At 44.5% G+C, this 19,927-nt stretch carries 17 protein-coding genes; 12 read left to right on the top strand and 5 right to left on the bottom strand.

What is annotated here, in order from left to right; all coding sequences use genetic code 11:
• The first annotated feature begins 34 nt into the window (after positions 1–34).
• Positions 35–223, top strand: a complete 189-nt coding sequence (locus AC4HAN_RS04285) for a DNA-directed RNA polymerase subunit beta (RefSeq protein WP_491091361.1) — start codon at positions 35–37, stop codon at positions 221–223.
• Between the two features lie 49 nt (positions 224–272).
• Positions 273–1,154, top strand: a complete 882-nt coding sequence (locus tag AC4HAN_RS04280; RefSeq protein WP_491091360.1) for a DNA/RNA non-specific endonuclease — start codon at positions 273–275, stop codon at positions 1,152–1,154.
• A gap of 83 nt (positions 1,155–1,237) precedes the next feature.
• Here AC4HAN_RS04280 and AC4HAN_RS04275 read toward each other — a convergent pair whose 3' ends face one another.
• The 4 genes from AC4HAN_RS04275 to AC4HAN_RS04260 all read right to left on the bottom strand — a co-directional run bounded on the left by AC4HAN_RS04275 (position 1,238) and on the right by AC4HAN_RS04260 (position 4,715).
• Positions 1,238–1,888, bottom strand: coding sequence for an amino acid ABC transporter permease (locus tag AC4HAN_RS04275; protein ID WP_491091359.1), 651 nt, complete (start codon positions 1,886–1,888; stop codon positions 1,238–1,240).
• 13 nt (positions 1,889–1,901) lie between these two features.
• Positions 1,902–2,606 (bottom strand): amino acid ABC transporter permease, encoded by a 705-nt coding sequence (locus AC4HAN_RS04270; RefSeq protein WP_491091358.1) that lies wholly within the window; start codon positions 2,604–2,606, stop codon positions 1,902–1,904.
• Positions 2,607–3,111: 505 nt separating this feature from the next.
• On the bottom strand, positions 3,112–3,927 hold the full coding sequence (locus AC4HAN_RS04265) for a transporter substrate-binding domain-containing protein (RefSeq protein ID WP_491091357.1): 816 nt from the start codon (positions 3,925–3,927) through the stop codon (positions 3,112–3,114).
• Between the two features lie 20 nt (positions 3,928–3,947).
• Complete coding sequence (locus AC4HAN_RS04260) at positions 3,948–4,715, bottom strand: amino acid ABC transporter ATP-binding protein (RefSeq protein ID WP_491091356.1); 768 nt, start codon at positions 4,713–4,715, stop codon at positions 3,948–3,950.
• 347 nt (positions 4,716–5,062) lie between these two features.
• Between AC4HAN_RS04260 and yycF the strand changes: the two genes are divergently transcribed.
• From yycF to pheT, 10 genes are all read left to right on the top strand, one after another.
• A complete protein-coding gene (gene yycF, locus AC4HAN_RS04255; RefSeq protein WP_027975693.1) occupies positions 5,063–5,770 on the top strand; it encodes a response regulator YycF in 708 nt (235 codons plus the stop codon).
• On the top strand, positions 5,763–7,115 hold the full coding sequence (gene vicK, locus AC4HAN_RS04250; RefSeq protein WP_491091355.1) for a cell wall metabolism sensor histidine kinase VicK: 1,353 nt from the start codon (positions 5,763–5,765) through the stop codon (positions 7,113–7,115). The genes yycF and vicK overlap by 8 nt, the downstream gene beginning before the upstream one ends.
• Positions 7,112–7,915 (top strand): MBL fold metallo-hydrolase, encoded by an 804-nt coding sequence (locus AC4HAN_RS04245; RefSeq protein WP_491091354.1) that lies wholly within the window; start codon positions 7,112–7,114, stop codon positions 7,913–7,915. Before vicK ends, AC4HAN_RS04245 begins: the two co-directional genes overlap by 4 nt.
• A gap of 10 nt (positions 7,916–7,925) precedes the next feature.
• Positions 7,926–8,291, top strand: a complete 366-nt coding sequence (locus AC4HAN_RS04240) for a YbaN family protein (RefSeq protein ID WP_491091353.1) — start codon at positions 7,926–7,928, stop codon at positions 8,289–8,291.
• Positions 8,292–8,376: 85 nt separating this feature from the next.
• Positions 8,377–9,072 (top strand): ribonuclease III, encoded by a 696-nt coding sequence (gene rnc / locus AC4HAN_RS04235; protein WP_491091352.1) that lies wholly within the window; start codon positions 8,377–8,379, stop codon positions 9,070–9,072.
• Positions 9,072–12,608: a chromosome segregation protein SMC gene (gene smc, locus AC4HAN_RS04230; RefSeq protein WP_491091351.1), complete on the top strand. Its 3,537-nt coding sequence runs from the start codon at positions 9,072–9,074 to the stop codon at positions 12,606–12,608. The genes rnc and smc overlap by 1 nt, the downstream gene beginning before the upstream one ends.
• A gap of 173 nt (positions 12,609–12,781) precedes the next feature.
• On the top strand, positions 12,782–12,904 hold the full coding sequence (locus tag AC4HAN_RS04225; RefSeq protein ID WP_491091350.1) for a hypothetical protein: 123 nt from the start codon (positions 12,782–12,784) through the stop codon (positions 12,902–12,904).
• Between the two features lie 107 nt (positions 12,905–13,011).
• Complete coding sequence (pheS, locus tag AC4HAN_RS04220; RefSeq protein WP_491091349.1) at positions 13,012–14,055, top strand: phenylalanine--tRNA ligase subunit alpha; 1,044 nt, start codon at positions 13,012–13,014, stop codon at positions 14,053–14,055.
• On the top strand, positions 14,052–14,567 hold the full coding sequence (locus AC4HAN_RS04215; protein ID WP_491091348.1) for a GNAT family N-acetyltransferase: 516 nt from the start codon (positions 14,052–14,054) through the stop codon (positions 14,565–14,567). The genes pheS and AC4HAN_RS04215 overlap by 4 nt, the downstream gene beginning before the upstream one ends.
• A 169-nt stretch (positions 14,568–14,736) precedes the next feature.
• Complete coding sequence (gene pheT, locus AC4HAN_RS04210) at positions 14,737–17,142, top strand: phenylalanine--tRNA ligase subunit beta (protein WP_491091347.1); 2,406 nt, start codon at positions 14,737–14,739, stop codon at positions 17,140–17,142.
• A 97-nt stretch (positions 17,143–17,239) separates the two neighbouring features.
• Here pheT and AC4HAN_RS04205 read toward each other — a convergent pair whose 3' ends face one another.
• Entirely contained in the window at positions 17,240–19,789 is a 2,550-nt protein-coding gene (locus AC4HAN_RS04205; RefSeq protein ID WP_491091346.1) for a bifunctional 2',3'-cyclic-nucleotide 2'-phosphodiesterase/3'-nucleotidase, read from the bottom strand.
• Between the last annotated feature and the right edge of the window lie 138 nt (positions 19,790–19,927).

The raw sequence follows: 19,927 nt of genomic DNA, 5'->3' as shown, positions 1-19,927 counted from the left end.
GTGCAAATATTCAACGTGTTAATGGAGACTGACAATGAACAGCGGGTGGAAATATGTTCGCAATCAATTAGCTTTTGTTATTCTGATAGCTCTATTGTGCCTTGTTTTTTTAGCAGTCGGGCTGATGATCGGCTACAGTTTCATCGGTGAGGGCAAAAATCCCTTATCTGTTTTATCATGGGATAAGTGGCAGTCGCTGATTGATAAATTTACAGGAAAGTAGGGATTCCCTGCTTTTTTGCTGACTTATACAGGATAACTGAGGAAACGTTATGGCGAGAAAAAATTATCGAACCAAAAAACAGACAAAGCTGCTTGTCTCTGTGCTTGCAGCCTTGCTCTTGCTGATTTTGACCTATATTGCGACTGATGAGCGCATCGCAGACAACAATCCGATAAAGCAGGCAGCTCAGCTGGTGACTGGAAAGAAAACCGCTCCGGAAATTCCCTCAAATGGCTCCCGAAGTGATCAGACCGCTCCCAGTCAGGAGCTGGCTAATACTGTTTTAACAGCTTCTGTGAAAAAATCGCTGGGTCCTCATATTGAATGGAATGGTGCGGGAGCTTTTATCATCAATCACAATAAGACTACTCTTAATGCTGATGTTGCCAGTCTTCCTTATGCCAACAATAAGACTAAGACCATTCAGGGGAAAACCGTTCCGACAGTAGCTAATGCACTATTGACTAAGGCTACGCGCCAATACAGAAATCGTGAAGAAACAGGAAATGGAAGGACCAACTGGCAGCCTGCAGGCTGGCATCAGCTGCATAATCTGAGCGGAGACTATGACCATGCTGTTGATCGCGGACACTTACTGGGTTATGCGCTGGTTGGCGGCCTGAAAGGTTTCGATGCTTCAACAAGCAATCCACAGAACGTAGCAACACAGACAGCCTGGTCCAATCAGGCCAGCAGTTCGGATTCAACTGGGCAAAATTATTATGAAACGATAATCAGAAGAGCTCTGGATCGCCGTAAACGTGTTCGTTACCGGGTAACCCTTGTGTATGAGGGCAATAATATTTTAGCGAGCGGCAGCCATTTAGAAGCTAAATCTTCTGATGGCAGTTTAGAATTTAATGTATTCATTCCAAATGTTCAAAGCGGCCTGAGCTTTGATTACGCCACAGGCTGGGTAAAGGCTAATTAACTATCAAAAAGTGCCGGATAGGCAGCCATGCTGCTGTTTATCCGGCACTTTTTTCGTGTATTTGACAAAAGCAATTTATTCTTTTAATCAGCAGCCTGTTCCCATCGTTTAGCAAGGCGGCGTGAGAAGCTTGAAATGATAAAGTTGATAACAAAATAGGTTGCTGCAACGATACCGTAAAGCGCAAAGACTTGATCGGCCTCAAAATACTGCCCCATGAGAATCTGGCTCTTGCCAAACAATTCTTGGAGAGCGATAACAGAATAAAGGAAAGAAGTATCCTTAATCACAGTAACAAACTGAGAAATGATAGCAGGCAGCATCTTGCGGATAGCTTGCGGGAAAACGATATAAATGAAAATCTGAAAATGCGTGAATCCCTGAGCCAGACCTGCTTCTGTCTGTCCATTATCAATAGCATTTAAGCCGCCGCGAACAATTTCTGCCAGAGCAGCAGAGGTAAATACGGTAAAAGCTGTGATACCGGCAGGTGTTGACTTCATCTGAAAGACTAAGAAAACAATGAATATCCACAAAAGGTTAGGAACATTTCTGACAAATTCGATATAAATGCTGGCAATCCATCTGAGCAGTTTATTTTTACCATTGCGCATAACGGCTAAAACGGTACCGAAAATTGTTGACAGGACGATAGAGATAAAGGAGATATAGAGTGTCAGCCATAAACCCTGAAGTAAGAAAGTGATATTTGTTGATGTTAAGAGTTCTTTCATTCGTTAACCTCCTTTATAAATTATAAGCCTTTTTGTTGGCCTCTTCTTTGCGGCGCGCCCAAGTTGCAAGCGGGAAGCACATGATAAAGTAAAGAAGAGCGGCACCGGCAAAGGCCGGAACATAGTTGGTGGTATCATAGGCCCAGGCCTTGGCTGTAAACATGATATCTGCACCGGAGATAATTGCAACGGTTGATGTGTTCTTGATGAGATTAACCACTTGATTGGTCATCGGCGGTAAAATGGTTCGGATAGCCTGCGGCAAAATGATCAGGCTCATTGTTTCGCGGTAGCTGAAGCCTTGGGACAGAGCAGCCTCAGTCTGTCCTTTAGGAACAGACTCGATACCCGAACGGATGACTTCTGCGATATAGGCACCATGGTAAATGCCCACACAGAGAACTGCTGTGAAAAAGGCGGAAATCATCAGAGCTCCATTTGTCAAAATGGCTAAACCATAGTAGACAAAAACAAACTGCACCAGCAAGGGGGTGTTTTGAAAAACTTCGACATAGATACGGGACAGACCTTTAAGCACCTTATTTTTAGAAGAGCCCATGGCTCCGAAGAGAATACCCAAAAGCAAAGAAAGAAGCAGGGCAAGAATTGACATTTCGAGGGTGTAAAGAAAACCTTTTAAAAAATCTCCGAAGTTGGCAAAGAAAGCTCCCCAGCGGCTCAAAGCAAAAGGCCCAGAGGTGGTTGTGAGTAATATCATAATGTCTCCTTTAATTAAGATACAAAGAGCGTGAAGAAATCCGTATAAAAATAGGAAACGGACGCCGTGTCGTTAAGACATAAGGACGTTTATCTTTTTTACTAGGATTTTAGCTCGTGTTCAATTACTAAGATACGGCAGAGGATTGTTATCTAAGTGCTTTGCACTTGATAACAAACAAGACTGGGCAAAAGCTCGTCCAATATTCCTGTTTTGGAATAAGCTCTTGACGCAGTGGTTGGCTGGCTTTCCTTTTGCCACAAGGCCAAAGCGGAAAACCTAGCCAACTGTGCGGGGGTGGGAAGACGAACCAAAATTTTCAATTTTTTGGGTTCTTTCCCACTCCCTGCCTCTCCCACTAACTTCGTTTGCTTAGTAAGATCGACTAACCAAACGACGTGTCGCTAAGGGCGTTAAGAAAGCGAGAAGAAAATAGGAGCCTAACGCCATGCGCTGGCGCACTAGGCAGACTGTCTTTTTCTCGACGCTTTTAGCCCGTGTTCAATTACTTCTGAGTGTCCGGCTCGGCAGATTCCAGACTGTATTTATCATAAATCTTTTCCAGACTCTTGTCGGCAGACCACTTATCAAGTAATTGGTTGACGTATTTAGTCAATCCGGTGTTTGATTTTTTAGTAGCAATACCGTACTCCTGTGTGTTGAAACCTGCTTTAAGCAGCCGTGACTGCTTGCTGACATAGCCTGTCAGGATTGACTTATCAACGGAAAAAGCGTTGATACGCTTAGAGTAGAGAGAAATAGCCAGCTCCGGGAAACTTCCCAGCTGAACATACTTAAATTTTAAATGATGCTCCTTAGCATAAACCTCAAGACTGGCCTTGGTTGTTGCTCCCTGAGAAACCCCGATGGTCAGACCGTCCAGATCAGAGATTTTTTTGATTTTACTGGATTTGCGAACCAAAAAACCAATCTGGTCGTAATAGTAAGGCTTAGAAATACTGTAAGAAGCCTGACGCTCAGGAGTTATGGTATAAGTAGCAATCACCAAATCAACCTGCCCGTTGTCCATCAGCGGCTCACGTGTCTGTGTGGTAACAGGAACGAGTTCCAGTTTTACGCCCATAGATTTGGCAATCTTTCGGGCAACATCAATCTCCATCCCCTCATATTTACCGGTTTCGGCACTGTAGTAACCAAAGTTAGGCACATCTTGTTTGACACCGACTTTTAGGACGCCGGCTTTTTTTATTTTCTGGACGTCCTTTGAGACTGTATCCGCAGAAGCTTTTGGAACACCTGCAAAGCTGACAAGCAGGATGAAAAGGAGGCTGATAGCAGCTATTATTCTTTTAATATTCATAGACGTTCTCCTTAAATATCCTAATCTTTAGCAGCAACACGGTCGCTGGTGTGGTGGATGACCTTGCTTAGGAATTGTTTGGCACGCGGGTCTTTGGGATCTTCAAAGAAACCTTGGACATCTGTTGTGTCTTCAAGAATCTCACCGTCAGCCATAAAGATAATACGGTCGGCAACTTCTCGGGCGAATCCCATTTCGTGGGTTACCACGATCATATTCATTCCCTCCAAAGCGAGATTTTTCATGACCGCCAGAACATCGCCAATTGTTTCAGGGTCAAGTGCAGATGTCGGTTCGTCAAAGAGCAGGAGCTCCGGATTCATGGCAAGTCCGCGGGCAATAGCAATCCGCTGTTTCTGACCGCCTGAGAGCATACCCGGATAGGAATCCTTACGGTCCCACATATTAACATAAGTTAAATATTTTTCAGCAATAGCATTGGCCTTATCTTTGTCCATTCCTAATACTTTTATAGGAGCCAATGTTACATTTTCTAGCACCGTTTTGTGAGGATAGAGGTTGAAATGCTGGAATACCATGCCAACTTCTTTACGCAGCTGAACTAAATCTTTGCTAGAAGCATGAGTGACTTCATGGCCGTTAACGATGAGTTCACCAGAGTTAATAGATTCGAGGGCGTTTATGGTGCGAATCAACGTGGACTTGCCGGAACCGGACGGTCCAAGCAGAACAACAACCTGCCCTTTTTCAATTTCTAAGTTAATGTTGCGAAGAGCGTGGTAGTCCCCATAGTATTTTTCGACGTTTTTAAAGGTAATCAGCGCCATAGTCTTCTCCTTGTTTAACATAAATTCATTGTTAGCTTTTCTAACATTGTATAAATATACTACCATATAAAACTTTACTTGTCAAATATTATCAGAAAATTCAGTAAGATAACTTTTTATAATATTTGAAATAAACTTGTTGGTTTTCATTTGTTAGTGATTTTGGTATAATCGAATGGAGATTACTTAAACAGTAAGGTTTTAGGTAAAATAAGAATGGCTTTGACGCTTGGAAGATTCTAATCAGTTTGAAATAAACGTCAGATAATTATTAAAAAGTATTCTGATTTCTGAAATTTCTTACTTATTTAATGAACCTGTTTAGAGCCATAAGTGAGGTATTCATAATGAAGAAAATTTTAATCGTTGATGATGAAAAACCAATTTCTGATATTATCAAATTTAATCTTGCAAAGGAAGGCTATGATACGATTACAGCCTTTGACGGGCGTGAAGCGCTGAGCAAGTACGAAGAGGAAAATCCGGATTTAATTATCCTTGATTTGATGCTGCCGGAATTGGACGGCCTTGAAGTTGCCAAAGAAGTCAGAAAAAGCAGCCATGTGCCGATTATCATGCTTTCGGCTAAGGACAGCGAGTTTGACAAGGTTATCGGACTTGAAATCGGTGCGGATGATTATGTAACGAAGCCTTTTTCCAATCGTGAGCTGCTGGCTCGCATCAAAGCGCATCTTCGCAGAACAGAAAATATCGAAACAGCTGTAGCTGAAGAAAATGCTTCAGGCATGCCTGAGATTGTTATCGGTGATCTGCAGATTTTGCCGGATGCTTTTGTCGCTAAAAAGCATGGCGAAGAAGTAGAGCTGACACATCGGGAGTTTGAACTCCTGCACCATCTGGCTACCCATACCGGTCAGGTGATGACCCGGGAACACTTGCTGGAAACAGTTTGGGGCTACGACTATTTTGGTGATGTCAGAACGGTTGATGTGACAGTCCGCCGCCTGCGTGAAAAAATTGAAGATACACCGAGCCGTCCGGAATATATTCTGACGAGACGCGGTGTGGGTTATTATATGAAATCATATGACTAATACGTTTGAATCAAGTCCTTTATTTTTACGAATATTATTAGCAGTTTTACTGATTCTGCTCTTTATCTATTTTGTCTTTCTCAATTACAGAGAGTATAAAAACAATAGCCACATTAAGCTTTTAAATGCTAAGGTACGCTCTTTGATTGCCGGAGATTATACCGAAAAGTTAAAGATTAAAGCCAATCCGGAGCTGTCGGATCTGGTCAGAAATGTCAATGATTTGTCTGAGGTTTTCCGCCTGACCCATGAAAATCTGGCTCAGGAAAAAAATCGCTTGACCAGTATTTTGGCTTATATGACTGACGGGGTGCTGGCGACTGACCGCAGCGGCAAAATTACCATGATTAATGACATGGCTCAAAAGCAGCTCAACCTGACCCGCGAACAGGCTCTGGAGTACAATATCCTTGATATCTTGGATGATGGCAGCTATACTTATAATGATCTGATTACTAAAACGCCGGAGATTGTTCTGAACCGCCGTGATGAGTATGATGAATTTATTACTTTGCGGATTCGTTTCGCCTTAAATCGGCGTGAGAGCGGCTTTATTTCAGGCTTGATTGCGGTTTTGCATGACGCTACTGAGCAGGAAAAAGAAGAGCGTGAACGCCGCCTTTTTGTTTCCAATGTCAGCCATGAGCTGCGGACTCCGCTGACGTCTGTCAAGTCATATCTGGAGGCTTTGGATGACGGTGCCCTGACTGAGTCAGTCGCTCCGAGTTTCATCAAAGTGTCGCTGGATGAGACCAACCGGATGATGCGGATGATTACAGATTTGCTCAGTCTGTCGCGTATTGATAATCAGACCAGCCGTTTAGATGTTGAACTGACTAATTTTACGGCTTTTATGGATTATATTCTCGATCGTTTTGACCAAATTCAAAGCCAGCAGTCTGGCGGCAAAGTTTATGAGATTGTCAGAGACTATTCTGACAGCTCTGTCTGGATTGAAATTGATACCGATAAGATGACTCAGGTGGTTGATAACATTTTAAACAATGCCATTAAATACTCACCTGACGGCGGTAAGATTACGGTCAGTATGAAGACAACCGACACACAAGTTATTATTTCCATATCCGATCAGGGCTTGGGAATTCCTAAGAAGGATCTTCCCCTTATTTTTGATCGTTTTTATCGAGTTGATAAGGCGAGAAGCCGGGCACAGGGCGGCAGTGGACTGGGACTTGCGATTGCCAAAGAAATTATTAAACAGCACAAGGGCTTTATTTGGGCCAACAGCGAAGAAGGCAAGGGCTCAACTTTTACCATTGTTCTGCCTTATGAAAGTGATAACGGTACAATTGATGAATGGGAGGAAGATGAAGACGACTCATGACAGAAACAGGTTTTAAATACAGTATTCTGGCTTCCGGCTCGAGCGGCAATAGTTTTTATCTTGAAACTCCCCAGAAAAAACTCTTGGTTGATGCGGGGCTGTCAGGGAAAAAGATCAGTCAGCTGATGGCGGGCATTGACCGCAAATTAGATGATGTTGATGCCATTTTGATTACACATGAACATAAGGATCATATTCATGGTGTCGGTGTTTTGGCCAGAAAATACGGCTTGGATATTTATGCCAATGAAGAAACCTGGCAGGCCATGGATGGCTTGATCGGAAAGGTTGACACCAGCCAAAAGCATATTTTTGGCATGGGAAAAACGCTGACCTTTGGCGATATTGATATTGAGAGCTTTGGTGTCAGCCATGATGCGGTTAAACCGCAGTTTTACCGTTTTATGAAAGACGGAAAAAGCTTTGTCATGCTGACAGACACCGGCTATGTCAGTGACCGAATGGCAGGTCTTATTGAGAATGCTGACGGCTATCTGATTGAGTCCAATCATGATATTGAAATTTTGCGCTCAGGCGCTTATCCTTGGCGGCTGAAGCAGCGCATTTTGTCGGATAAAGGGCATCTTTCAAACGATGACGGTGCAGAAACCATGATTAGAACGCTGGGCAATAAAACCAAGAAAATCTATCTGGGCCACCTCAGCAAGGAAAATAATATTAAGGAACTGGCTCACATGACCATGAAAAATACGCTTATGCAGGCAGATTTAGCTGTGGATCATGATTTCAAGATTTATGATACCTCGCCTGATACGCCTTCGCCTCTGACAAGGATTTAAAAGACGTCTTATGAAAAGTTTATTTTATTTAATTGCAGGCTGTATGAGTTTTGCGACAGGTTTGATTGGCATGGTGCTCCCTGTCATTCCGACAACACCTCTTTTGCTCTTAGCCGGCTTTTGCTTTGCCAGAAGCTCTAAACGGTTTGAAAAATGGCTGCGCTCCAGTAAAATTTATCAGTTCTATGTGGCTGATTATGCAGAAAGTAAAAGTATTTCTGCCGGCCGTAAGAAAAAGATCATCCTGCAGATTTACCTTTTAATGGGGATTTCCATTTATTTTGCCCCTCTCATGTGGGTTAAAGCAGGCCTCTTTTGTTTAACCTTATTTATCACTTACTATCTTTTCAGGGTCATTCCTGATAAGGAAGAATAAAGAAGGAAGATTACTCAGAATTAGCCGTTCTGAGTAATTTTTGCTATAATAGAATGGTCTGACGGCAAGAAGAGAAAGGAATTATATGAAAGCACTGGAAAAAAAGTTAGCAAACGATTTTAATATTGTCTTTGCTGATAAGGAACTGCTGGGAACTGCCTTTACGCATACCAGCTACGCTAACGAACACCGCCTCCTAAACATTTCACACAATGAACGCTTGGAATTTTTAGGAGACGCCGTTCTGCAACTGACGATTTCACGCTATCTGTTCGACAAATATCCTCACAAAGCTGAAGGAGATTTATCAAAAATGCGTTCAATGATTGTCCGTGAGGAAAGTCTGGCCGGTTTTTCCCGTGACTGTGAATTTGACAGCTATATCAAATTAGGCAGGGGTGAAGAAAAGTCAGGCGGCCGCAAGCGCGATACCATCTTAGGAGACTTATTCGAAGCCTTTTTAGGTGCGCTTTTGCTGGATGCAGGCCTCGAAGCTGTAGAGGGTTTTCTTAATCAGGTTGTCATTCCGCAGGTGGAAAAGGGCAATTACGAGCGTGTTATGGATTATAAGACAGCCCTGCAAGAGCTTCTGCAGGTTGATGGCGATGTTTTGATTGATTATGAAGTCTTAAAAGAATCAGGACCGGCTCATGCCAAGTATTTCGAGGTTGCTGTTGCTGCCAATCATGAACGGCTGAGCAGCGGAGCAGGACGCTCCAAAAAATTAGCAGAACAAGAAGCTGCCAAAAATGCGCTTGAAAAACTTCAACGAGGTTCCTAATGTTTTTAAAAGAAATTGAAATGCAGGGATTCAAGTCCTTCGCTGACAAGACCAAGGTTGAATTTGACAGAGGTGTAACGGCCGTTGTCGGCCCTAATGGTTCCGGTAAAAGCAATATTACCGAAAGTCTGCGCTGGGCTTTGGGGGAGTCAAGTGCCAAAAGCCTGCGCGGCGGTAAAATGCCTGATGTTATTTTTGCCGGGACTGAAAATCGCAAACCTCTCAACTATGCCCAGGTAACGGTTGTTTTAGACAACAGCGACGCTTTTATCAAGAATGCTCAGGAAGAAATTCGGGTTGAGCGGCATATTTACCGCAACGGAGACAGTGATTATCTGATTGACGGCAAGAAAGTCCGCCTGCGCGATATTCATGATTTATTTATGGATACCGGCTTAGGGCGGGATTCTTTTTCTATTATTTCTCAAGGGCGGGTTGAAGAAATCTTCAACAGTAAGCCAGAAGAACGCCGTGCCATTTTTGAAGAGGCGGCCGGTGTTTTAAAATACAAAACACGTAAAAAAGAAACCGAGTCAAAGCTCAATCAGACTCAGGACAATTTAGACCGTCTGGATGATATTATTTATGAGCTGGAAACACAGATTAAACCGCTGGAGAAACAGGCTAAAACGGCCAAGGAATTTTTAGTTTTAGAAGCAGAGCGCAAGGAAAAGCAGCTGGATTTACTGGTTTATCAGATTTTACATCATAAAGAGCAGCTGGATGACCACCAAGGGCGTTTGGAAACGGTCAAACAAAATCTTCAGACCTATTACCAAGAGCGTGAGCAGCTGGAGGCGAGAAACCAGCAGCTAAAAGGCAAACGCCACAATTTATCTCAGCAGATTGACCAAAAACAGGCTGAGCTGCTTGACGTAACGCGCCTTATCAGTGATTATGAGCGCCAAATTGAGCTGATTAAGCTCGAATCCAGCCAGAAGGCAGAAAAGAAGCAATCCACTCAGGAAGCCTTATCTCAGCTGCTTAGTCAAAAGGATGCCCTTAAAGCTGAGATTGCTGAGAAAGAGCGTGTCTTAGCTGATTTAGAAGCGGAAGGTCAGCAAAAGAAACAGGCTATTGAGGATTTAGAAACTGAATTGTCGCGTTTTTCAGCGGATCCTGATCAGATGATTGAAAATCTGCGCGAAGATTTTGTCAAGCTTATGCAGAAAGAAGCAGATATATCCAATCAGCTGACCATCTTAAAAACTGAAATTGAAAATCAAAAGCAGGAATCAGAAAATAAAACGGCTGAGCTTAAGCAGTTAAAAGCAGACTTGGATAAGACAAATCAGCTGGCAGAAAAAGAGGCAGAGGCGCTAAAAGCCGCTAAAAACAAGGTTCAACAGCTGCTGGCAGATTATCAAGAAAAAGCACAGCTCATCCAAAATTTAGAAGCTGAGTACAATAAGCAGCAGGATTTGATGTTTGCCCTGTTGGATGAACTGAAAGAAAAAAGAGCCCGAAAGAACAGTTTAGAATCTATTCTGAAGAGCCACAGCAATTTCTATGCAGGAGTTAGGTCAGTTTTGCAGCAGTCAGACCACCTTCAAGGTATTATCGGTGCTGTCAGTGAACACCTGACCTTTGATAAGAAATATCAGACCGCCCTTGAAATTGCTCTGGGAGGCAACAGCCAAAACATTATTGTTGAAGATGAAGCAGCTGCTAAGCGCTCTATTGACTTCTTGAAGAAAAACCGTCAGGGCCGTGCGACTTTTTTGCCGCTGACAACGATTAAACCGCGGCGCTTATCTGAGCAAAATCAAGCCATTTTGACATCCAGTCAGGGTTTTCTTGGTTTAGCCCGTGACTTGGTGAGTTTTGATGAGCGTCTGGCCGGTATTTTTGCAAACTTATTGGGAGTTACGGCTGTTTTTGACAGTGTCGATCATGCTAATCAGGCTGCCCGAAAGCTGCGCTATCAAGTACGTTTGGTGACCCTTGACGGAACAGAAATTCGTCCGGGAGGTTCTTTTTCAGGAGGAGCCAGCCGACAAAACAACAGCACCTTTATTAAGCCGGAATTGGACAGTCTGACAAAAGACTTGGCGGCCTTAGAAGACAGACAAAGCGGACAGGAAAAAAAGGTCAGTCAGCTTAAGCAGGATTTGGATAAACAAAGTGCTGATCTTTTGGAGCTCCGAGAAGAAGGCAGTAAGGCCAGATTGTCTGAACAAAAGGCAGAATTGGAATATCGGCAGCTGCAGGACCGCTTAGAGGAACAGCGTCTTCTTTATAAACAGCTGACACAGACTGACCGAGTGGATGCCACACTTGACTTAGAAAACGAAAAAGCCGAGCTGGAGGCAAGTCTTCAAAAAATAACTGACGCTAAGGAAAAGCTCAGCCAAGAAATTGCCCGGTTCAAGGAAGACAAAGACAGCATTCAGCAAAAGACTGCTGACCTTAGTCAGCAGTTATCTGCACTGCGTCTGTCTGAACGCGATTTGGCCAATACACAGAGATTTGAAAAAAGCAATTTAAACCGCCTGCTTACGGATTTGTCTGAACTGGAAAACAAAGAAGCCACGATGGCTCAGCTTCTCAGCAGCCAGGAAGAAGATTTGGATGAACAGCGCCTGCCACGTCTCAAAGACCAGCTGGCAGCCAGTCAGGCTAAAAAAGAAGACAATGAAAAAGCTTTGGTTCGCCATCGTTTTGAATTGGAAGACTGTGAAGCGCAGCTGGAAGAAGTTGAAACAAGTCTCCTTAAGGCTAATCAAAAAAATGAAGAACTCATCCGCAGCCAAACTCAGCTTGAAGCTAAAATTGATCAGATATCCGATCAGCTGCGCCGCTTTGCAGGCAGCTTGGCTGAGGACTATCAGCTGAGTTTAGATGAGGCGAAAAAGCAGGCTCAGGCGGTAGACAATCCGGAAGCAGCCAAAACTCATCTGAGACAGCTGGAAAAACAAATTAAGCAGCTGGGTCCGGTGAATCTGGATGCTATTGATCAGTATGAGGAAGTTTTCGAACGCTTGAACTTTTTGAATGGGCAAAAGGATGACTTGGTCCGTGCCAAAGACCTTTTGCTAAGTACGATTCACGATATGGATAATGAGGTAAAGGCACGCTTTAAGACGACTTTTGAAGCCATTCGGGAGAGCTTTAAGATGACCTTTACGCAGATGTTTGGCGGCGGCAGCGCTGATTTGCTGCTGACTGAAGGCGATTTGCTGACGGCCGGTATTGATATTTCGGTGCAGCCGCCCGGCAAGAAAATTCAGTCCCTCAATCTGATGTCAGGGGGCGAGAAAGCTCTGTCGGCCTTAGCGCTTTTGTTTGCTATTATCCGCGTGAAGACGATTCCTTTTGTGATTTTGGATGAAGTTGAAGCGGCTCTTGATGAGGCAAATGTCAAACGCTTTGGCGATTATCTCAATCGTTTTGACAAATCGAGCCAGTTCATCGTTGTTACCCACCGTAAAGGAACCATGTCTGCAGCTGACAGTATCTATGGGGTGACCATGCAGGAATCGGGCGTTTCAAAGATTGTTTCGGTCAAACTTAAAGACGTTGATACCGTTTCTTAAGCAGAACCATGGATTTTTCGCTGAAGGACTGTACCTGATTTTTGTTCTTTGCTCAGCATTAATTTTAAGGCGGCTATTGTGAAAGTCTTTGAAATTTGATAAAATGATAACAATTGAATAAAAAAGTCTATGAGATTAGTAACTTTATGGCAGTCTGACAGGGAATGCGGGCCGTGACTGGAAGCTCGCTGGATGAAAGTTTAGTGAATTCACTCAGGCATAAAGACTTGGAAATTAAGGTCTGGCAGCTGCTGGATAAAAAACGGATGGTACCGCGTGTCAACGCTCCGATGTGAGTGGTGACAGGCGGTTTTTTTAATGGATCGGCAAAGCCGGTATTACCGTTAAAAAATTCCCTACAGCCAGTTCAGAACCGCTTATTTATACCTTATATGGAGGAAGTATGGATTTACAAGCACAATTAGAAGAATTACGAACGAGCACACAGGCGCAGCTGCAGGCAATGAAGGCTGAAAATGCCAAGGAACTGCAGGAGCTGCGTGTCAAGGTTCTGGGGAAAAAGGGTTCCTTGACCGAACTTTTGAAGGGGCTGAAAGATCTGCCCAATGAACTGCGTCCGGTTGTTGGTAAACAAGTCAATGAAGTTCGCGATGTTTTGACCAAGGCTTTTGAAGAGCAGGGCAGGATTCTTGAGCAAGCCCAGATTCAAGCCCAGTTAGAGTCAGAGTCTTTGGATGTTACCTTACCAGGGCGTCAGATTTCGATTGGCAACAGGCATGTGCTCAATCAGACCAGCCAAGAGATTGAAGATATTTTCTTAGGTATGGGTTATCAGGTTGTTGATGGGCTTGAAGTGGAGCAGGACTATTATAACTTTGAACGGATGAATCTGCCTAAAGACCATCCGGCGCGTGATATGCAGGATACTTTTTATATTTCTGAGGACATCCTGCTTCGGACACACACCAGTCCTGTGCAGGCTCGCACTCTGGATAAACATGATTTTTCAAAGGGTCCGCTCAAGATGATTTCACCGGGGCGTGTCTTCCGCCGCGATACTGATGATGCGACTCATTCGCATCAGTTTCATCAGATTGAAGGCCTGGTTGTCGGGAAAAATATTTCTATGGGCGACCTTAAGGGAACGCTTGAGCTGATCAGTAAAAAGATGTTTGGTGAGGACCGCAGCATTCGTCTGCGTCCGTCTTACTTCCCATTCACGGAACCTTCTGTGGAAGTAGATGTTTCCTGCTTTAAGTGCGGGGGCGAAGGCTGCAATGTCTGCAAGAAAACCGGCTGGATTGAAATTTTGGGGGCCGGCATGGTTCATCCAAGGGTCTTGGAGATGGCAGGTGTGGACGCTGAAGAATACTCAGGCTTTGCCTTTGGTCTCGGTCAGGAGCGGATTGCCATGCTCCGCTACGGTATCAATGATATCCGCGGTTTCTATCAAGGCGACAGCCGTTTTACGGAGCAGTTTAAATGATAACAATTGAACCTATTTTATCAGAAGAAGTTGAGACTTTAAGAGAGCTTGCCATAAAAACCTTTCGTGAAACCTTTGAGCACGATAATACGGAAGAGCAGCTGCAGGCACTTTTTGATTCGGATTTTTCACCTGCTGTTTTGTCAAAAGAATTAGCAAATCCGGAATCGCAGCATTACTTTCTGAAAGTCGATCAGGATATTGCTGGTTTTATCAAGCTAAATCAAGGGTCAGCCCAGACAGAACAGAGGCTTGATAATGCCATTGAAATTCAGCGGGTCTATATTCTCAAAGCTTTTCAGGGGCAGGGCTTAGGCAAAAGATTGTTTGAGTTTGCTCTTGAGAAGGCCTATGCCTCAGGCTGTGACTGGGCTTGGCTGGGCGTTTGGGAATATAATTTTAAGGCTCAGGCCTTATATAAAAAATACGGTTTCGAGCGTTTCAGTCAGCATACCTTTATGGTCGGCGATAAGGCCGATACGGATTGGCTGCTGAAAAAAAGTCTCAAATAAGCATCAATCTGCCAATCAGATTTCAAAACTAAGAAGGAAGGAAGAAAAAGCCTCTTGCGGGAAGTTGGACTGTTAAAATCTTCTCTGCTTTATATGGAGCTGTCTTTATCACTAAAGATAGACTATTTTCGCCTTGTCACAAGGCAGGAGGTTTTTTAACGTTTTTATTATGTTAGTAAGTTATAAATGGTTAAAAAAATTGGTTGACATTGATGTTCCCAGTCAGGAATTGGCTGAGAAAATGTCAACAACAGGTATTGAAGTTGAGGGGGTAGAGATACCGGCACAGGGGCTGTCTAAGCTTGTTGTCGGTCATGTGCTTTCCTGTGAGGATGTTCCGGAAACCCATCTGCACCTTTGTCAGGTAGATACCGGCGATGAGGAACCTCGGCAGATTGTCTGCGGAGCTCCTAATATAAGAGCCGGCATTAAGGTAATCGTAGCACTGCCGGGAGCGCGTATTGCGGATAATTATAAAATCAAAAAAGGAAAAATCCGCGGTATGGAGTCTCTGGGCATGATTTGCTCCCTCCAAGAGCTGGGACTTTCTGATTCCATTATCCCCAAGGAATTTGCGGATGGTATCCAAATTTTGCCGGATGAGGCTGCAGTTGGAGACAGTATTTTCCCTTATCTTGATTTGGATGATGAAATTATTGAGCTGTCAATTACGCCTAACAGAGCCGATGCCCTGTCCATGCGCGGTGTCGCCCATGAAGTGGCTGCTATCTATGATACAGAGCTTCATTTTGAAGAGAAAACACTGCATGAAAGCGAGAAAAAAGCTGCTGATCTTATCAAGGCTGCCATTGAATCTGACGGTGTTTTGACCTATAAGGCCCGTGTTCTTGAAAATGTTACGATCAAACCAAGTCCTCAATGGCTGCAAAATGTATTGATGAATGCCGGTATCCGTCCAATTAATAATGTTGTTGATGTGACCAATTATGTCTTGCTGTATTTTGGCCAGCCCATGCATGCATTTGATCTGGACAAGTTTGAGGCTGATACGATTACTGCCCGTCAGGCGCGTGAGGGTGAAACATTGGTGACCCTTGACGGTGAAGAGCGTGATTTAATCAGCGAGGACCTTGTGATTACTGTGGCAGACAAACCAGTTGCTCTGGCAGGTGTCATGGGCGGGGCTTCAACTGAAATTGACGCTGCTTCTAAAAATGTGGTTCTTGAGGCAGCTGTTTTTGACGGTAAGGCTGTCCGCAAGACCAGCAGCCGCCTAAATTTGCGCTCTGAGAGTTCATCACGTTTTGAAAAGGGCGTTAACTACAGCGATGTTGCTAAGGCTCTTGATTTTGCAGCTGCTATGATTGCCGAATTAGCTGACGCTCAAGTTCTGTCCGGTCAAGTGAGTGCTGGCTCTGTACCAACAGACGATGTGAAAGTGTCCACAACTCTTGACTATGTTAATGTCCGTCTGGGAACAGAATTGACTTTTTCTGATATTGAAACCATCTTTGCCCGCCTTGGCTTCGGCCTTAGCGGCGGTGAAAGAGCCTTTACGGTGTCTGTTCCGCGCCGCCGCTGGGACATCAGCATTCAGGCGGATTTGGTTGAGGAAATTGCTCGGATTTACGGCTATGATAAATTGCCGACAACACTGCCAAAAGCTGACGGAACTGTTGGCGAATTAACACAGGCACAAAAGCTTCGCCGCAAGGTAAGAAGTTTAGCAGAGAGTGCTGGGCTGTCAGAAATTATTTCCTATGCGCTGACAACTCCGGAAAAAGCGGTAGCCTTCACCCCTAATCCGACAAAACTGACAGAGCTGCTCTGGCCGATGACGGTTGAGCGTTCGGCTCTGCGTCAAAATATAGTCTCCGGTATGCTTGATACCATTGCCTATAATACAGCCCGTAAGAGCAGTGATCTTGCTCTCTATGAGATTGGTAAAGTATTTGAACAAACGGCCAATCCTCAAAAAGACCTGCCTAAGGAAGTAGATACCTTTGCCATGGCTCTGACAGGCTTGACTGCGGCAAAAGATTTTCAAACACAGGCAGTTCCTGTTGATTTCTTCTATGCCAAAGGCATTGTTGAAGCGATTTTGGCCAAACTTGATCTCAGTGTCCAATTTACAGCGACAAAAGAAATGGCTAATATGCATCCGGGCCGCACAGCCTTGATTGAACTTGACGGCCAAGTCATCGGCTATCTGGGGCAAGTTCACCCGCAGACTGCTAAGGATTATAATATCCCTGAAACCTATGTGGCAGAGCTGAACCTGACTGCTTTAGAGGCGGCTCTGAAGTCAGATACTGTCTTTGAAGACATCAGCAAATTCCCAGCGGTTTCCCGTGACATTGCCTTATTGCTGGATGAAGCTGTCAGCCATCAGGAAATTTTGGATGCCATCGCTGCAAGCGGCGTAAAACGCTTGATCAGAGTAAAACTCTTTGATGTGTACGCCGGCATCAATCTTGGACAGGGTAAAAAATCCATGGCTTACAGCTTGACCTTCCAAAACCCAAATGACAGTTTAACAGATGAAGAAGTTGCCAGCTATATGGATAAAATCACTAAATCGCTGACTGAACGTCTTGGAGCAGAAGTACGTTAAATCAGTTGTGCTCAGTGATTGTTAACATGTGAAAGGGCGGAAGAAAAACCGAACTGATCTCGGTTTTTCTTCCGCCCTTTTTATTGAATGATTGGAGTTAATCATTTTTGTTTTTTCTGACAAAGAGTCCTGTCAGAGCAAGGAAACTGTAACCAAATAAGCTGTATAAAATACTGCTGGATGAGCTTGTATGCGGTAAAGCTGCTTTGTTTGCTGCCTGCAAACCACTGGTATCAGCCTTGTCTGCTGATTTCAAGGATGTGCTGATGCTTACAGGTTTGGCCGCAGCGGCTTGGGTTTGCGCGTAAGCCTTGGCTGCCAGATTGTAGATGTCTTGCTGTCTGTCTTGAGCAAGAGAGATGGTAACAGCCGGCTCAGCAGCTGACGGAGCAGGAACTTTAGGTTCTATATAAGTATAGCGGTATTCTCCGAAGCCTTGGGAAAGAGACGGGCCGACATAAGAAATATCAGCATGATCAGCCAGATACCTTCGGGCATTTTCAGAAGAGAGAAAGCGAATATCCAAGCCCTTGATGCTGTCTGTAAAGGACCAGTTGTTATCGGCTGATGGATTGATGGTTTTTTCAGAGACAATATAATCTATGATAACCTGCCGGTTTTCCAGATTGAGCAGACGCGTTTCTGCAGCATCTCTGACACCGGGGAAATTGCCTGTCGCCCGATAGTTATTGCTGATGACGATAAAGGTTTGGTTAGGATCAATAGGCTGCCCTTTATACTTGAGTTCACGTACACGGCTGGCAGCAGGATTGATTAGCTTACCCTCCTCATCATATTTGTTGGGCTGCGTGACATCAAATTGATAGGTCAGCCCGTCAATCACGTCAAAGTTATAGGAGCGGTAATTACTGTTAATCAGCTGCTGCGGTTCGCTCTTATTAGGATCGATTTGATTAAATTGTCCGGCAGACATTTCCAGCCATTCCTTAATCTGAGCCCCTGTCAGCTTAATAATGGCAGTGACATTATCGTAGAGGTAGAGATCGGCAACGTTTTTTATCGCAAGCGCCCCGGCTGGAATATCGGTATAGTAGCTTGCATCTCCGCGTGTACCGGCTTTAAATGGCGCAGCGGCTGAGAGGATTGGAAGGTTGGCATCAAGAGTGCCGGCTAATTCTTTCTTACCGTACCAGAGCTGTGCATTATTGACAATTTGAATGGACGGATCATCGACTACCTGAGCGAAATAACTGTTGATTGGCGCTGTTGTTTGACCAACTTTTTGCCGGACATAGCTTATAGTGCCTTGGTGCTCTTCTTTGACCATGTCAATCAGCTCTTGATCAGCAATAGGCGAGGCAGTGTCAATTTTGCGGAGCTTAGACTTGCTGTTTGTTACCTGCCACTTGCCTTCTGTGTAAGTGAGGGTCAAATCCATAATGCCAAGGTGGTCGCCAAATTTCCCAGCCATGACAACCGGTTTGCCGTTAATGAGGCCGTTGATATCATCAACGCCGCTGTATTTAGCATAAAAGCTTGTTCCGTCACCATTAGGGAAATCAGCGTGCGAATGTCCGGTAGCAACAGCGTCAACACCATCGATACCCGCAAGGAAATAACCTTCATTTTCTTCGCCGTTTTCATACTGGTCATCACCAATACCTGAATGTGCCAGAACCAAAACGATATCAGCGCCAGCATCTTTCATGCTTGGAACAATGGCTCTAACGGCTTCAACCGGGTCATCAACAGTCACCTTGCCTTCCAGATTGGCCTTATCCCAAACCAGAATCTGCCTTGGCAGAGCACCTGTAATACCGACTCTGACGGTTGTTTGCCTGCCTGCTGTATCTGTAAAGACTTTGTTGAGAATGATATAGGGCTGGAAATAATACTGGCCTGTGCGCGCATCGCGGACATTGGCATTGATGATGGGAACATCTGACGTATTGACCATGCGGTTAAGAAAATCAAGCCCGTAGTTAAATTCGTGATTACCCAGAGTTTCAGCATCGTAGCCCAGTTTTTCAAAGGCTTCATACATGGGATGGGTTTGCCCTTCCTTAACTGGATTAATGAGCGCCTTGTAGGTACCAAAGGGAGTTCCCTGAATGGTATCTCCGCTGTCAACGAGGACGATGTTGCTGTTTTCTTGCCGGGCTTCTTCAATAAGTATGGCAGTCTTAGCAAGTCCGACCGTCTGAGAGACTTTGTCTTGATAATAGTCGTAGTTGACCAGATTGGTGTGGAGGTCAGTTGTTGAGAGGATGCGCATGTCTACGGTTTGGCCGTCAACCGGATCAGGTGTCTTGACAGCTTCTTTGACCGGAGCGGCTGCTGTAACCGGTGAAGTCATTTTAGGCGCAGGAGGAGCAGCTTCATTTGTCACAGTTTCGGAGCTGTTTTCAGCTGAGGGAAGAGGCTCAGCAGCGGAGGCTTGAGCTGTTTGGGCTTGTACAGGAGCTGGGGCTGCCTGTTCAAGTGCACTGTCAGGAACTTCTGGAGTTGGCAAAGCAGCATCTCCATGATTATCTGCAACGGCCGTATCGCTGCTCGCTGCCGGTGAAGCAGCACTGATGTCATTGGCAGCAGGTGTTTCATCTGCCTGAACCATAAGGCCTGCACTGCCGACCGCAGCAAAAAGAGAAAGCACTAAGACGCTCTTGGACAAATAATGTTTCGACATAGTAATCTCCTTTATTGAAAAAATATCCTTTGCTTTTTATTATACAAAAAGAAAACCCTCTCAGAAAGATGAAAAGCAAAAAATGGTGTAAAAAATAGGTAAAAGCCGGATTTCTGTCCAAATTTTTGGAAGGTCAAG

The sequence above is a fragment of the Streptococcus sp. ELY_86 genome (genome assembly GCF_058314495.1).
This window is presented reverse-complemented; position numbering and strand designations above follow the sequence as displayed.